The following is a 14,892-nucleotide window of genomic DNA, read 5'->3' on the forward strand; positions in this document are numbered from 1 at the left end:
GCGCGTCAGCGCGCTGCCGCGCGCACCGCGCCGAGCGACCGCAGCGCGCGGCAGACCGTCTCGTCGCGGCAGGGCCCTATCCGCCCTGCGTGCGCCGGCCAGGGCACGTCGCGCACGCGGTGCAGATCGCGCACGTCGGGGCCCCGCCACGGGCCGAGCGCCCGGTCCACGCGCGCCTCTCGCTCGCTCGTTGCCGGCAGCGACAGCTGCACCTGCGGCACGATGCCCACCTTCTGCACCGGCGCGCCGTCGGGGAGCGCGTAGAGGAGCGTCGTGAGCCGCAGCACGCCGACGTGGGCGTCGTCGTCGAGGTATTCCTGAGCGCACCCCTTGCCGTACGTCCGATCGCCGATGATCACGCCGCGCCGGTAGCTGGCGATCGCGCCGGCGATCATCTCCGCCGCGCTCGCGGAGTCGCCGTCGACGAGCACCGCGAGCGGCCCGCTCCACCCGCGCTCCTCCGGGACGTCGGGCGAGCGCTCCACCTCGACGCCGCCGTCGCGGCGCCGCATCGGGAACAGCGGTACGCCCGGCAGGAACAGCCCGAGCGCGGCGATCGCGCCGTCGGTCGAGCCGCCGCCGTTCGCGCGCACGTCCAGCAGCACGCCCCGCGTGTCGCCCTGCGCGCGCGCGCGGAGGAGCGCCGCCGCGACCCGATCCCCGAGGTCGTCGGGCACGTCGGGGATGGCGATCACCGCGATCTTGCCGTCCCCGTAGCGCACCAGATCGAGCGGCAGCTCCGAGGGCGCCGCCTCGGCCGGCTGCGGTCCGACCGGGTGCGGCGCCACGGTGAGCTCGAGGGGCGCCGCGACCCCGCGCCGCAGCAGCGTCACGCGAGCGGTCGTCCCGGGGTGCACGTCGGACAGCACGGCGAGCTGCTCGGCCTGCTCGACGCTCATGCCGGAGATCGGCAGATCCTGGATCCGGATCACCACGTCGCCGTCCTCGAGCGGCGCGAGCGCGCCGCGGTCGATGCGCACCCCGATCGCGGTGCGCGTCATCTCTTGCCAGAGCCGGGCCGGCGGGTGCGCCTCGAGATCGAGATCGTAGATGGAGACCTCCTCCTCGAGCGGCGCCCAGGCGCCGTGGGCGTCCAGCTGGGGCACATAGGCGCGCACCGCGGCGGCGATCACCGTGCGCGCCCAGCCGTCCTCGCTCATCGAGGGCGCCGCCCGCTCGCGCACGGCGTCGGCGTACCGGGCGAGCGGCTCCCCGACATGCGCGCGCAGCCCGCCGACCTCCCGGCCGAGCTTGCGCGCGAGGTCCCGGGCGCTGCGCGTCACCTCGCCGTCCTCGAACGGCGCCGACGACGCCAGCTCCCACGCCGCGGCGTGGGTCGCGGGCGGGCTGGCCAGGCCGCGCCGGTAGCCGTCATCGAAGAGCCTCTCGAGCTCGCGCGACCACCCGGCGAGCTCCTGCCCGACGCGCAGCGCCGCCGCGCACGGCCCGCTGCCCACGGGCGCCTGCAGCTCGTCCAGGAGCGCGGCGGCTTCCCGCTGCAGCGAGGCGCCCACGGGCGTGTCGGGGGCGACCGACCACAGCCCGTGCGGATCCAGCCAGTCCGAGGTCGCTTCGGCAAACTTTGCGGGATCGACGCGGAGCGGCGGAGCGGCCAGCGTGGTGCGGGCCTGGGCCACGATGGCGCGGGCCTGCTCGCAGCCGAGCGACGTCGGCGCCCCGGTCGGCACCGCGATGCCGCGGTCGAGGGCGTTCGGGTCGCAGCCGACGCCGTCGATCTCCTCGTCGTCCGGCGCGACGGTGTGGAGCAAGGGCCGCGCGATCCCGCGCCGCGCCCTCGCGAGGGGGATCTCCGCCTCGCGCGAGAGCAAGGCGAGCGTCGCCAGGCTGGCGGCGATGCACGCGACGGAGCCCGCGACGCGCGTCCTCACTGCTCCCCGGATATCACGATGCGGCGCGCGGGGGCAGGGGCGACCGCGGCGGCATCCGCGCGGAGAGCGAGCGCGCGCGCCGCGCGGGCGCCGCCGTCGCCCGCGGCCTGGGGCCTCGGCGCGCACCTCGTCCGCCTCGTTCGCCGCTCGTGCGCTGTGGATCTGGGCTCAGCGCTGCGCATTCGTGCTCCTCCGCTTTCCCGCAAAGCTTTCGCTTCCGTCGAGGGATCCGAACACGTTGCGCATTCCAGCGCAAAAAAAGGCGATTTCCTAGGGTCAATCCCGGCATCACGCCTGCATCTGCCCCGGTGCCGCCCGCCGGCCCGCAGGGGCTCGCATGCCCTCCATGATCGGCGCGCGCGGTGGAGAGCGGAGAGATCATGAGCGCCACCTGGGATCGTGCGGCATTCTCGGCTTATCGTACAGAGCTCGCGAACTACGCCACCCTGAGCCCGGAGGCCGAGCGGGAGCTCGCGCTCCGCTGGCGAGCTGGTGACCGGGACGCTGGCCGGCGCCTCATCGAGGCGTGTCTGCCGTTCGTGATGACGATCGCTCTCGAGTACCGCCGCTGGGGGCTGCCGATGGAGGACATCGTGCAGGAGGGGAACATCGGCCTCCTGAAGGCCGCGGAGCGCTTCGATCCGGACCGCGGCTGCCGCCTGGCGACGTACGCGGCCTACTGGATCCGGGCGGAGATCCGCGAGCACGTGGCGCGGGGGTACCGGATCGTGCGCCTCGGGTCGTCGAAGAGCGAGCGGCGCGCGCTGCGTATCTACCGCAAGACGCACGAGAAGGACCCGGCGGTGCTCGCGGAGCTGAGCGGCCTGTCGGAGGAGCGGGCGGCCGAGCTGCTGCCGCTGCTCATGGCGCGCGACGTCAGCCTGGAGCGCTCTCCCACCGAGGACGGCATCGCTCCGGTGGAGCGGCTCGCGTCGAGCGCGCACACGCCGGAGGACGAGGCCTGCGACGCCGACGAGCGCGCGCAGCTCTCGCGCGCGCTGCTCCAGGTCGTGAACGAGCTGTCGCCCCGCGAGCGCTCCATCATGAACCAGCGCTGGCTGACGGACAGCCCCGTGACGCTCGAGCAGCTCGGCGCCGACTTCGGCGTCAGCAAGGAGCGCGTGCGGCAGATCGAGGAGCGCGCCAAGAAGCGGATGCGCGCGCGCATCGAGGAGATCACCCGCGAGCCCATGGCGAAGAGCGCTTAGGCGCGGGGCTCTCCCGCTTCGGATACGGGCCCACCTCGACGTTTTCGGTGCTCAGCGCCCTTTCGTGCGCTTCCGCGCCGAAAACGCCGATCTGGGCCCGTCTCCTGTGCGGGAGAGCCCCGCGCCGGCGATGCGGTGCGGGCGCGTGCGGGAGAGCGCCGCGGTGGTGCTGCTGGGGACGGCGCGCTGTCGGGCGGCGATTTGGGCGCGCCTCGAGTTCGCGAGGCGTCGCGCTAGATCTCGATGACCGTGCCTTCGCGCGCGGCGATGGTGTTCGGGAAGAGCTCGCGGGCGCGCATCTCCTTCTCGCGCACCATCGCGTCGGTCTGGTTGGGATCGTGGTGGTGCAGGACGAGCTGCTTGGCGCCCGCCGCCTTCGCGAGCTCGCAGCCCGCGACGAACGTGGCGTGACCCCAGCCCGTCTTCGGGCCGCCGCCGACCTCGCCCGAGTACTCTTCGGGCGTGTACATGGCGTCGAAGATCAGCACGTCGGCGCCCATCGCGAGCTTCTTCAGCTTCGGATCCACGATCGCGTAGTGCTCGGAGTCGGTGATGTACACGACGACCTTGCCCTCGTGCTCGACGCGGTACGCGTACACGCCGTTCGGGTGGTTGCCGCGCGCGTTGGTCACGCGCACATCGTCGTTCGGGCCGATCGTGACCACCTCGCCCTCGTAGAGGTCGCGGAAGGTCATCGCCGCGCCCATCTCCGTGAGGTGCACCGGGAAGCTCGGGTAGTCCATCTGCCCGGCCAGCGTCTCCTCGAGCGTCCGGGAGACGTTGAGGCCACCGTAGAGATGGATCTTGTTCCCGCGCACGAACGCGGGCGTGAAGAACGGGAAGCCCTGGATGTGATCCCAGTGCACATGACTGAAGAACATCCAGGCTTCGAAGGGCATCTCCTTGACCAGCTCCTGGCCTAGGAGACGGAGCCCCGTCCCGCCATCGAGGATGACCAGCGTTTCGCCGGCACGAATCTCGTAGCAGCTCGTGTTGCCGCCTACTTCGACCGTGCCTGCACCGGGCGTGGGGATGCTTCCGCGAACCCCCCACATCTTGATCCGCATCCTGCCTCGCTCGCTGAACCCCGCCCGTTTCAAGGTAGAGCTATTAGATTCCGAGCGCGGGCAGCGTCAAGCCGCCTGGTGCACCGGGAGCAAGGAAGGTCGCAGACGTGGAGACCTGGCCGGGGGAGCAGGGCCAAGGCGCCAATGTAGTCAGGGGATAGGTTGCCGGCCCAGCGGTGGGCGCGGCCTGCGGCTGGGGGCGGGAGCGCGCGGCGACGGGGCGGGGGCCAAGGTGGCGGGGCAGAGGCGCGGGCGGCGGGGCGGGGGGCCCAGGTGGCGAGGCAGAGGCGCGGGCGGCGGGGCGGGGGGCCAGGTGGCGGCCACAGGTCGGCCTGCGGGCGGCGCAGGCATCGGAGCGGCACGGCCCGCGGGCGGCAGCGGGAGGGCAGGACGATCGCGCGCAGCGGGCACGCGAAGGCCGCGGCCGATGGGCTATGGTCGGTCGCATGCCGCTCCACGCGGACGCCATCGTCGTCCTCGGCTGCAGGGTGTTTCCCTCCGGGCGCCCGGCGGCCCCCGGCGCGCGCCGCGCGGCGCGCGCCGCGGAGGCCTACCGCGCCGGAGTCGCGCCGTGGGTGATCGCCAGCGGCGGGCGCCGCTGGGGCGCGCAGGTCGAGGCGCGCGTGCTCGCCGCCGAGCTGCGGCGCGCCGGCGTGCCGGCGCACGCGATCCTGCAGGATCTCTGGTCGCTGACGACGCACGAGAACGCGATCTTCAGCGCGGCCCTCCTGCGCCGCGTGGGCGCGCGGCGCGCGGCGATCGTCACCTGCTCCTGGCACATGGCCAGGGCTCTCCAGAACTTTCACGACGTCGGGATCGACGCTTGCGGGTTGCCGGCGTCGCGCGTGGGCGAGCCGGTGGTTGCGCGCGCATGGCAGCGCGGTCACGAGGTGATCTCGATGTGGCTCGACGCGCGCGCGATGCGCCGCAGGCGGATCCTCAGCGAGAGCGCCGCCTGGCTGCTCGACACCGCTCGTCAGGGTGAAGCGTGATCATGCTGAGAAGGCGCTCCTCTCCGCTCCTCGTCCTCGTGCTGCTCCTCTCCGCCTGCACCGGGCAGCCGGCGCCGGGCCCCGCGCCCGACGCCGGGAGCTCCGCGGCGGCGCCGGCCGCCAGCGCCGGGGCGGCGGGGCGGCTCGATGCCCTCCTCGCGGCCGAGCAGCGCCGCGCCGCCCTGGAGGTGAGCCCCGCGGACCAGCAGAGCCGCGACGTCGGCGTGCGGCGCGCCGCCGCGCGGGCCCTCGCGCGCATCGGCGGAGACGCGGCGTGGCCTGGGCTCACGCGGGCGCTCGCCGACGAGGACGACGAGGTGGTCGCGTGGGCCGCCTACGGCCTCGGGTTCTCGTGCAAGGAGCGCGAGGCCGAGGCGGTCTCGGCGCTCGTCGCGCGCGCCCTCGCTCGCGACGCCCGCCCGAGCCCCGCGGGCGCGGCGAGCGCCGCTGCGTCCGCGGCGGCGCCGAGCGGCGGCGCCGCCGCGGGGGCGCCGCCGCTCGACGCGGGCGGCGCGCTCGCCCGCGCCATCGGGCGGTGCGGCGCGGAGGCGTCGGAGCCGACGCTGGTCGCGTGGCTCGACGGCCCGCGCGAGCGCGCGATCCACGCGGCGTACGCGCTCGGCGATCTCGCCGCGATCAAGCTCAAGCTGCGCGAGGAGACGCTCGTCGCGCTGCTCAACCTCGCCTCGGGGAGCGCGGCGAGCCCGCCGGTCCCCGAGGCGCTCTACCCGATCGGGCGCCTCGAGCACGTCCCGCTCACGGTCATCCCCCGCATCCGCGACGTCGCGACCGCGCGGCTCGCGGAGGCCTCCGACGCGCGGCTCTTCGCGGTGCGCGCGCTCGGCCGGGCAGGGGAGGCGGCCGCCTCCGAGCTCGCGCGCGTCCTCTCCGCGAAGGGGGTGTTCACCGCGAGCGAGCGCGCCGAGGCCGCGCGCGCCCTCAAGCGGCTCGGCCCGCCCGGCCAGCGCGCCCTCGCCGACGCGGTCGCCGCGCTCGCCCCGAGCGCGGACCCGATCGCGCTCACGGGCCTCGTGAGCGAGGACTTCGGCGTGCTGCTCACCGCGCTCGACGCGCTCGGATCCGCGGGCGCCGCGCGCAAGGCGCTCCGCGATCTCGCCGCCCTGCCGCCGCCGCCGAGCGCGCCCGCGGCGATCCTCCGCCGCGTCGCGTGGCTCCGCTGCGGCGCGGCCCGGCTCCTGGCGGGCGGGGACTACCGCGATCCGCTGCTGCTCGGCTGTGACGTCACGGCGCCGGCGGAGCCGGGGAGCAAGCCGGACGCAGGCGCGCCGGTGCGCGGCCCGATCGGCGCCCGGGCGGTCGTCGAGGTGATCGGCCGCGACGCCATCACGGGCGCGCGGCTCGCCGCGTTCCGCGCGTACGCCGCGTCGGGCGATCTGCGCGCGCGGGAGGCCGCGATCGAGCTCATCGCCGCGCACGAGGAGATCGCCGGCGCGCCCGACCTGCTCGCGAAGGCGCTCGCCGCGGAGGAGCCGGGCCTCGTGGCCGCCGCGGCGGAGGTCATCGCGCGGCAGCCCCAGCGCGCATCGGAGGCGCCGGGGAAGCGGAAGCGCAGGAAGCGGAGCGACGAGAAGGACGCTCTCGCGGCGGTCACGTCGCCGGCGATCGAGGCCGCGCTGCTCGCGATCCTCGACCGCCCAGGCGCGCGCGACGATCCGGAGCTGATCGGCGCGGTCGTCGACGCGGTGGGGGCGCTGGCGCTCAAGCCGGCGGAGGCTCGCCTGGAGCAGCTCTGCCGATCGAGCCACCCCACGACGCGGGCGCGCGCCGGGACGGCGCTCGGCGTGCTCAGGGGCCGCAAGATCGCGTGTGACGCCGGTCTGCCGGGGGACGCGGGCGCGGCGGGGCGGCCGGCCGTCGCCCCGCCGGTCGGCGAGGTGCCGGCCGAGGCCTCCGCGCTCGTGCGCGCGCCGGCGGTGCTGATCTTCGACACGGACGCCGGCGAGCTCACGATGACGCTCGACCCTGCGCTCGCGCCGGTCGCGGTGACCCGCTTCGTCGATCTCGCGCGCTCCGGCTATTACGACGGCAAGATCGTCCATCGCGTGGTGCCCGGCTTCGTCACCCAGTTCGGCGCGCCGTTCGGCGACGGCGCCGGAGGCCCGCCCGGCAGGCCGGCGCTGCGCTGCGAGACGTCGCCGGTCGCGTTCGAGCCGCTGCGGGTCGGCGTCGCGCTCGCCGGCCGCGACACCGGATCGAGCCAGCTCTTCGTGATGCACGCGCGCGCGCCGCACCTCGACGGCCAGTACGCGGCCGTCGGCGTCGCCGCCGGGCCGTGGGCTGCGCTCGCGGATGGGGACATCATCCGGAGCGTGAAGGTGCAGAACTGATCGCGTGCACGTGCGCGTGCGATGCAAACGGCCGCGTCGCGGCGCGGCCCATCCATGTCGGTTGACAACCGCCCCCGACCGGCGCTCTACAGTTTAGCGTGGTCATTGCCTCCTTTCTGGCCGTCGCGGTGCTCGTGTACACCTACTTCGGGTACCCGATCGTTATCGGCGTCCTGGCGCGCCTCTGGCCTGCGCAGCGGAAGGAGGATCCAGACTACGTCCCCACCGTGACGGCGTGCATTCCCGTCTTCAACGCGGCGTCGTATCTCCCGGCGAAGGTCGAGAGCCTCCTCGCGCTCGACTATCCGAAGGACAAGCTGGAGGTCCTGCTCTTCTCGGACGGCTCGACGGACGACACCGTGCTCGTGGCGCGGCAGCTGGCCGAGCGCGATCCTCGGGTGAAGGTGATCGTCAGCGAGGCGCGTCGTGGCAAGCCGATCGGCGTGAACACGATGCTCGGGGTCGCGACGGGCGAGGTGCTGTTGATGACGGACATCCGCCAGCCGCTCGTGCCCGGGGCGCTGCGCGCGCTCGTGCGGCTCCTGGCCGATCCGAACGCGGGCTGCGTCTCTGGCAACCTGGTGCTGAAGGGGTCGGCGGGGTCGGGGGCTTACTGGCGTTACGAGAACTGGATCCGCCTCCAGGAAGGGCGGTTCAGGAGCATGGTGGGCGTGACCGGTCCCATCTATGCGATCCGCCGCGCCGACATGAGCCACCTCCCGGAGGGCGTCATCCTCGACGACATGTGGGTGCCGATGCGGCTCCGCCTCGAGGGGCGCTCGATCCTGTTTGCTCCCGACGCGATCGCGTACGACGACGCCTTCGGCGACGAGCGCGAGTTCGGCCGCAAGGTGCGCACGCTGGCCGGCAATTATCAGCTCTTTTCGCTGCTCCCGGCGCTCCTCGTCCCGTTCAGGAACCCGTCCTGGTTCGAGATCTTCTCGCACAAGCTGCTCCGCCTCGTGTGCCCCTGGGCGCTCGTCGCGCTGCTGATCACGTCGACGGTCGCGTGGATGGGCGCCGAGATGAGCGGCGACGCCTCGTGGACGCTCTACGCGGCGCGCGCGCTGTTCGGCGGGCAGGTGGCCTTCTACCTGCTCGCGGCGCTCGGGGGCGCCGCGGGCAAGCTCGGCGCGCTCGCGCGGACGTTCGTGGTCCTGAACGCGGCGGCGGTGGTCGGCCTCTGGCGATACCTCCGCGGCTCGCAGAAGGTCACCTGGTAGCGCGGGGCGCGCCGGGGCTACGGCTCCAAGAGACCTACGAGCTCGTGAACGGCGCGCTGCGACCGCCTGAGGGAGAGCGACTCCGGCAGCAGCCGCTCAGGCCCCTCGGGCGGCAGCGACTGGAACCTGACCGGCGCGGGGAGGACGTCGAGCCCTGCGCGCTCGAACATGCGGAGGGAGCGCGGCATGTGGAGCGCGCTGGTCACGACCACGACGGCGTCGGCCGACAGGCCGCGGGCGATCCGCGTGGAGTGGAGGGCGTTCTCTCGGGTATCGCGCGACTCGGTCTCCAGGATGATCTTCTTCCTGGGGACGCCGAGCTCCACGAGGAGATCGGCCATCGCGCTGGCGAGCTGGGTGGGCGCGCCTCGGACGTCCTTCCCCGAGACGATGACGTGGCCGAAGCCGTACTCGCGGTAGACCCGCACGGCGGCGAGGCCGCGCTCGAGGCCTGCCGCCGACTGCCGTTCCATGGCTGGCTCGCCGAACTCGTCGGCGTCGATGCCGGCGGTGAGGATGACGAGGACCCGCCGCTCGGGTGAGCTTCCCGCGAGCTCCGCGTGCAGGTCCCTCGGCACGGTGCTGATCCGGCGCGCGAGCGCGCTGGAGAGCCAGGGCGTGGAAAGGAGCCACAGCGCGAGCCAGGCGCTCCACGCGAGCGCCCGCCCGATCTTCGCCCCGCGTGTTCGGAAGCTCCAGTCGCCGCCGGAGAGCGCGAGGCCGACGCCCGCGGCGACGAGGAGCACGAGCAGGGGATCGACGAGGCGGGAGATGGGCAAGGCGAGGCTCGCCGTGAGGCGCTGGGTGGGCTCACTCTATGAAGGCGCCGGGGGGGCGATGCGAGCGAAAAAGGGCCCGTCTCAAGGTGAAACGGCGGGACGGAGCGGATCGGGGATCGTCCGCCCCGCACGACGCGCGCTTGCGGCGGTTCGTTGTGGAGCGAGGCTCAATGTCGCCGGTGGGTGCGCCGGCGCCTGGTTGCGGCGGCGAGGGCGAGCCCGGCGAGGCCCGCGGGGAGCCACCCGTCGGGGGCGTTGCCGGGCATCCGGCAGCCGCAGCCGCCGTCGTCGCTGGAGCGGCTGACGCTGCCGCCGGCCGAGCTCTCGCCGCCGGTGCCGTTGCCGCCTGTGCCGCTGCCGCCGGCGCCGTTGCTGCTGCTGGCGTTGGCGGGCGGCTCTCCGAGATCGAGCGGCGCTTCCGCGTCATCGGCCGCGACGAGGATGGGCGGCGCCTCGCCTGTCTCCTCGTAGATGGCCCGGAGGTCGTCTCCCGTGCTGTCCGTGCGGTTCTCGGACTGCAGGAACTCGATGTACTCCTTCGTCATCGACTGGTAGTACACGCGCGCCGAGAGCGTCTGCCTGCCGAAGGCGTCGGCCGGGACGGTGAGCGTGAAGCGCGCCTCGTCGTAGTTGCGGTAACCGCCGTTCCCATCGGCGAAGTCGATCTCCTGGGTCGGCTGGGTGGTCCGCGACGGGACGAAGCCCTTCGGCGGGATGCGCGTATCGGAGATGATCATGTCGTGGAGCGCGAGGTGCTCCTCCTTCTCACCCACACCCGCCTCGCCGTCCCATCGCCCGTGCACGGCCCGGTACTCGTGGGTGGGCGGCTCGTGCTGGATCTCGCCCGTGTCCGCGTCGTAGCCGCCGAGCAGCGCCCGTTCGACGCCGTTCTCGTCGACGAGGAACACGGCGATCCAGGCGCGCCGGCTCTCCGCATAGCCTGTCGGGAACTTGTGACCGGTGAGGTTCTCGACCCGAACGGTGACGGCGATCTCCTCTCCTGGCGCGGCCTCCTGCGGTGCGTCGACGAGGGTGACCGAGGCGGCCGAGGCGAGGCTCTTGAGCGTAGCGTCGAGCGCGCGCTCGAAGGAATCAGCGCGCTCCGCCGCGAGCGTCGGGTCGGCCGCCATGACGGCCTGGATGCCCCAGTGATTGCCGCCGACGATGAGGTGGTCGCGCGGGTCGGTGCGGAGTGGCCCCTCGTCGGCGACAGCCCACTCCCCGGGCTTCTTCTGCATGTGGCAGTCGATGCAGCTCTGCTCATCCGAGCCACCGTCGCGGAAGTCGCTGGCGGCCCACTCCTCGTAGGTTGTGTCGAGGGGAAATTCGATGGTGGTGGGTGTCCCGCTCGAGTCCCTCAGCATCACCTCTGGATTCGTGACCTGGTGACATTGGCCACAGAATCTGGAATCGGCGAGCATTGGGGCCTCCTCCCCGATGTGAGACCTGGACTCAATGTTCTCGTAAGGACCGTACATCACAGGAGTATTGATGAAGTCAGCAGCCTCTGGTGAATGGTCGAACACGAGCTGAGCATTGCCGAGGAGGTACGACGCAGTATTGTTGGGGCCCGGCGTCGGCATCGCGCGGTGGCAAACGTTGCAGCTGACGCCTTGGCCATCGACGATCTTGCCATCGACCGATGCCTCAGGGTCGAATCCGGAGCCATCCGGAGGCGTCGCTCTCCCGTTCAAGAACCCAATGGGAGAGTGACATCGCAGGCAGAAAGTCCCCACCCCCGGCGCGTCCTGGTTGGCAATCGCCAAAGCAGCCTTGAAGACAGGATCGCGCCATGCGTTGGCCATCATGGTACCTGCCCACGTGTCGGTGGGCATATAGTCCTGGCGATCCTCGTATTCGGCGAGATGGCAGCCGGCGCAGCGCTCTGCGGTGCCCAGATTGTTCGGTTGTGGCATGTCGCCCGGCGCCGTGCCCTGGAGGTCATCGATCCCAGCCGCTGCCTCGTGACTCAGCAACCCGAGCGCGAGCACCCAACCCACTGCCAGTTTCAGCGTATTCTGCATGGCTCGAATCCAGATCTGGTAAGCTGCTCTTCGGAAGGTGGGGACCAACGATGAACGGCCACGCTGCTCCCTATGGATCGCGGGGCATTCTATTCCGGATCGATCCGGAAGATGCTGCCTCCATAAGAGACGATGTACAGCTCGCCCGCTGCGTCTTCTCCGAATGAAGCCAGGCCCTGGATGGTGCTCTCAGAAGCGAGGTCCTGGCTGAGCGAGGTTCTTGGCGTGGCGACGCCGTCCTTCCATGTAAGCATCCAGACTCTGTCCGAGGCGTAGTCGCCGAACAGGTATTTCCCACGAAGCGCGGGGATCCTGCTCCCACGATAGACATAGCCGCCGGTTACGGAACCATCGCCGTTGTCGTGATCGTACGCCACGATGGGCGCCGTGATCGTCGGCGAGTTGCATGGGGTCGCCTGATCTTGCTGGATGCACGTACCCCCCTCGTTGACGCTCCATCCGTAGTTCTTGTTGCCCTGACCGCGCGGCTCGACGTTGATCTCCTCAAACAATCGCCCACCGACATCTCCGATGTAGAGATCTCCCCTGCAGCGGTCGAAGCTGAATCGCCACGGGTTGCGCAGGCCGTAATCCCAGACGTCCGGATCTCCACCGGTGACGTTCCCCGCTGGCGCTGTCGGATGATTGTCGACGTCGATGCGCAGGATCTTGCCGAGCTTTACCTCAATGTTCTGCCCATTGTTGTTCGGATCCGGGTTGTCGGTTTGGCCACCACCGTCGCCGACGCCTATATAGAGCATGCGATCTGGGCCGAACGCGAGCATGCCGCCGTTGTGGTTGCCCATGACACCGGATGTTATGCGGAAATAGCTGCGCTTGCTCTCGGCGACGGCGACATCCGGATTGTTTGGCGAGCGTGAGAATTCCATCAGAGTGAGTCCAGTCGCCACATCCCCCTGACGGCGTGCGTTGAAATACACAAAGAAGCGCCCGTTCTCTGCGTAGTCGGGATGGAACGTGAGGCCGAGTAGCCCCTTCTCGTCATCATAGCCCGTGTCGACCGGCGTGACGAGCCCCGTGATGTCGAGGAACGGCTCCTCCTGAAGCGCTCCGTTCTTTACCAGGCGAATCCTTCCGACCTGCTCGATAACGTAGAGTCGGCTCGCATCGGCAGGCTCGCTGGTTACATGGAGCGGCCGGTCGAAGCCGTTCACCACCTCGGTGAGCTTGAGCGGCGGTACGGTCCCGCCCGGCTCGTCGCACTCGATCGTCCCGCTCCCTCCCGCGCCGCTTCCGCTCGAAGGGCCGGCTCCCGCTCCGCTCGTCGAGCTGGTGCCCGAGCTGGTTCCGCTGGTACCCGAGCTGGTTCCGCTGGTACCCGAGCTGGTTCCGCTGGTACCCGAGCTGGTTCCGCTGGTACCCGAGCTGGTTCCGCTGCTCGTGGGAGCGCCCGTCGAGGTGCCACCGCCGGTGCCCGTTGCGCCGGGACCGGATCCTCCCCCGCCTCCTGCGCCAGCGCCGTTGTCACTGCCGCCGCAGCCATTCAGGATGACGCCGACGCCGAAAAGGGCGGCTGCGATGGGCATGAAAGACAAAAGGAAACGCTTCTGGTCCATCATGCGTAGGACACTATCCCAACAGCGCGCCCCTTGGTATAACTTTCCACCGCTCGGTAACGTCGGCATCTTGCGTCAGGAGCCCGGGACCAGCGGGTACGACTACAATGCAAGACTCTTCCCTACTGCTGGCTGAAATTCTGTCGCGCCGGATTCCGCCGGCGGCTCGCTCCTGGCTGGAGCGTGTCGAGCGCGTGACCGGGACCGGAGCGCGCGTTGACGGCGCGCCTGACGCGCGGGCGAGCGATCCGTCGACCTGGTTCGATCGCGACCGGTTCCTCACGACGTTCACTGCGGCGGTACGCGTGCTCGGCAAGGCACCGATTGGGCTTCATGCCGACGAGCGGCATGCTCTGGAGGCTGCCGGTGTCCCCCGGGCGGTCGAGGGGCGGGGGCTGGATGAGCTCGGCCGGGTAACGATGCTTGTGCAGATCTCGAGGCGCCTGCCCGCACCGGAGCTGGAATCGCTGCTCAGGGCTTGCTACGAGCAGGGAGATGGCCGGGAGCGGCAGGCGCTCCTGCGGGCGCTGCCGTTCCTGATCGAGGCGGGGCACTTCGTTCCACTCGCGGCCGAGGCGTGCCGTACGAACGAGCTGCCCATCTTCGAGGCGATCGCCTGCGAGAATTCCTACCCGGCCGCCTGTTTTCCCGATCTCAACTTCAACCAGATGGTCCTCAAGACCATGTTCATGGGCGTGGCGCTCGCCCGGATCGTTGGGCTCGACCGACGACGATCGAGCGAGCTCACCAGGATGGCCGAGGATTTTGCGAGCGAACGGAGGGCGGCTGGCCGGAGCATCCCGGTCGATATAGGCTTGCTCTCCCTGGACCATGAGCGCGAGCGCGCGACGCGGATCCCCGAGTGAAGCGGCGCGCTGCGGAGGGACCCTTGAAGCTATTCGATCCCCATATCCACATGACATCGCGGACGACGGACGACTACCAGGCGATGGCCGCGGCCGGTATCGTCGCCGTCCTCGAGCCGGCGTTCTGGCTCGGTCAACCGAGGACCCATGTCGGCACCTTCGAGGACTATTTTACGTCCCTGCTCGGCTGGGAGCGTTTTCGGGCCAGTCAGTTCGGCATTCGTCACCTCTGCACGCTGGGGCTCAACCCGAAGGAGGCCAACAACCCTCGCGTGGCGCAAGGTGTCATCGACCTCTTGCCGCGCTACCTCGACAAGGAGGGCGTCGTCGCGGTCGGGGAGATCGGCTTCGATGACATGACGCCGGAGGAAGAGAAGTATTTCGCCCAGCAGATCGAGCTCGCGCGGGAGCACGAGCTTCCGATTCTGGTGCATACGCCGCACCGCGACAAGAAGCGCGGTACGGAGCGGACGCTCGCCCTTGTGCGGGAGCTTCGGTTCCCTGAGGAGCGTGTGCTCGTCGATCACAACAACGAGGAGACGTTGCCGCTCGTTCTCGCCACCGGCTGCTGGGCCGGTCACTCCATCTATCCAAGCACCAAGATGGACGAGGACCGGATGGTCGCGCTGGTCAAAACATATGGTGCTGAACGGATCCTGATCAACAGCGCAGCGGACTGGGGCATAAGCGATCCGCTCAAGGTTCCGAAGACGGCGGCGCGCATGTGCCAGAATGGGATCGCGGACGAGGTGATCGAGCGGATCGTCTGGAAGAACCCGCTCGCCTTCTTTTCCCAGAGCGGCAGGCTTGACCTTGCGGAGTTCGGCGAAACCCCAGCGGTGGACCAGCGCGCCCTGTTCGAGGGGAACTCGGTCTTGCGTGGGCAGGCTCCCGTCGTGAAGGGCTGATCAATAACCGG

11 protein-coding genes are annotated in these 14,892 nt (G+C 71.0%); 6 read left to right on the plus strand and 5 right to left on the minus strand.

Features of this window, described 5'->3' with window-relative positions:
- Positions 1 to 5: 5 nt before the first annotated feature.
- Positions 6 to 1,889 (minus strand): S41 family peptidase, encoded by a 1,884-nt coding sequence (locus tag WMF34_RS04575; RefSeq protein ID WP_012233491.1) that lies wholly within the window; start codon positions 1,887 to 1,889, stop codon positions 6 to 8.
- 380 nt (positions 1,890 to 2,269) lie between these two features.
- Here WMF34_RS04575 and WMF34_RS04580 point away from each other — a divergent pair, with 380 nt between their 5' ends.
- Positions 2,270 to 3,097 (plus strand): sigma-70 family RNA polymerase sigma factor, encoded by an 828-nt coding sequence (locus WMF34_RS04580; RefSeq protein ID WP_012233492.1) that lies wholly within the window; start codon positions 2,270 to 2,272, stop codon positions 3,095 to 3,097.
- A 233-nt stretch (positions 3,098 to 3,330) separates the two neighbouring features.
- Here the strand turns inward: WMF34_RS04580 and WMF34_RS04585 are convergent, their stop codons facing one another.
- Positions 3,331 to 4,152 carry an MBL fold metallo-hydrolase gene (locus WMF34_RS04585; protein ID WP_437992520.1) on the minus strand — a complete coding sequence of 274 codons (822 nt, stop codon included), beginning with the start codon at positions 4,150 to 4,152 and terminating at the stop codon, positions 3,331 to 3,333.
- A 458-nt stretch (positions 4,153 to 4,610) separates the two neighbouring features.
- Between WMF34_RS04585 and WMF34_RS04590 the strand changes: the two genes are divergently transcribed.
- The 3 genes from WMF34_RS04590 to WMF34_RS04600 all read left to right on the plus strand — a co-directional run bounded on the left by WMF34_RS04590 (position 4,611) and on the right by WMF34_RS04600 (position 8,727).
- Positions 4,611 to 5,156, plus strand: coding sequence for a YdcF family protein (locus WMF34_RS04590; protein ID WP_231864683.1), 546 nt, complete (start codon positions 4,611 to 4,613; stop codon positions 5,154 to 5,156).
- A gap of 2 nt (positions 5,157 to 5,158) precedes the next feature.
- Positions 5,159 to 7,504 carry a peptidylprolyl isomerase gene (locus WMF34_RS04595; protein WP_437992521.1) on the plus strand — a complete coding sequence of 782 codons (2,346 nt, stop codon included), beginning with the start codon at positions 5,159 to 5,161 and terminating at the stop codon, positions 7,502 to 7,504.
- A 98-nt stretch (positions 7,505 to 7,602) separates the two neighbouring features.
- Positions 7,603 to 8,727 carry a glycosyltransferase family 2 protein gene (locus tag WMF34_RS04600; protein WP_012233496.1) on the plus strand — a complete coding sequence of 375 codons (1,125 nt, stop codon included), beginning with the start codon at positions 7,603 to 7,605 and terminating at the stop codon, positions 8,725 to 8,727.
- A gap of 17 nt (positions 8,728 to 8,744) precedes the next feature.
- Here the strand turns inward: WMF34_RS04600 and WMF34_RS04605 are convergent, their stop codons facing one another.
- From WMF34_RS04605 to WMF34_RS04615, 3 genes are all read right to left on the minus strand, one after another.
- Positions 8,745 to 9,506: a YdcF family protein gene (locus WMF34_RS04605; RefSeq protein ID WP_012233497.1), complete on the minus strand. Its 762-nt coding sequence runs from the start codon at positions 9,504 to 9,506 to the stop codon at positions 8,745 to 8,747.
- A gap of 167 nt (positions 9,507 to 9,673) precedes the next feature.
- Positions 9,674 to 10,870, minus strand: a complete 1,197-nt coding sequence (locus tag WMF34_RS04610) for an MYXO-CTERM sorting domain-containing protein (protein WP_437994609.1) — start codon at positions 10,868 to 10,870, stop codon at positions 9,674 to 9,676.
- A 749-nt stretch (positions 10,871 to 11,619) separates the two neighbouring features.
- Positions 11,620 to 13,110, minus strand: coding sequence for a PQQ-dependent sugar dehydrogenase (locus WMF34_RS04615; protein ID WP_437992522.1), 1,491 nt, complete (start codon positions 13,108 to 13,110; stop codon positions 11,620 to 11,622).
- A gap of 104 nt (positions 13,111 to 13,214) precedes the next feature.
- Between WMF34_RS04615 and WMF34_RS04620 the strand changes: the two genes are divergently transcribed.
- Both WMF34_RS04620 and WMF34_RS04625 read left to right on the plus strand, forming a co-directional pair.
- A complete protein-coding gene (locus tag WMF34_RS04620) occupies positions 13,215 to 13,973 on the plus strand; it encodes an EboA domain-containing protein (protein ID WP_437992523.1) in 759 nt (252 codons plus the stop codon).
- Between the two features lie 23 nt (positions 13,974 to 13,996).
- On the plus strand, positions 13,997 to 14,881 hold the full coding sequence (locus WMF34_RS04625) for a TatD family hydrolase (RefSeq protein ID WP_437992524.1): 885 nt from the start codon (positions 13,997 to 13,999) through the stop codon (positions 14,879 to 14,881).
- Positions 14,882 to 14,892 lie beyond the last annotated feature (11 nt).

It is taken from the genome of Sorangium sp. So ce145, assembly GCF_051525985.1.
Classification (GTDB): Bacteria; Myxococcota_A; Polyangia; order Polyangiales; family Polyangiaceae; genus Sorangium; species Sorangium cellulosum_B.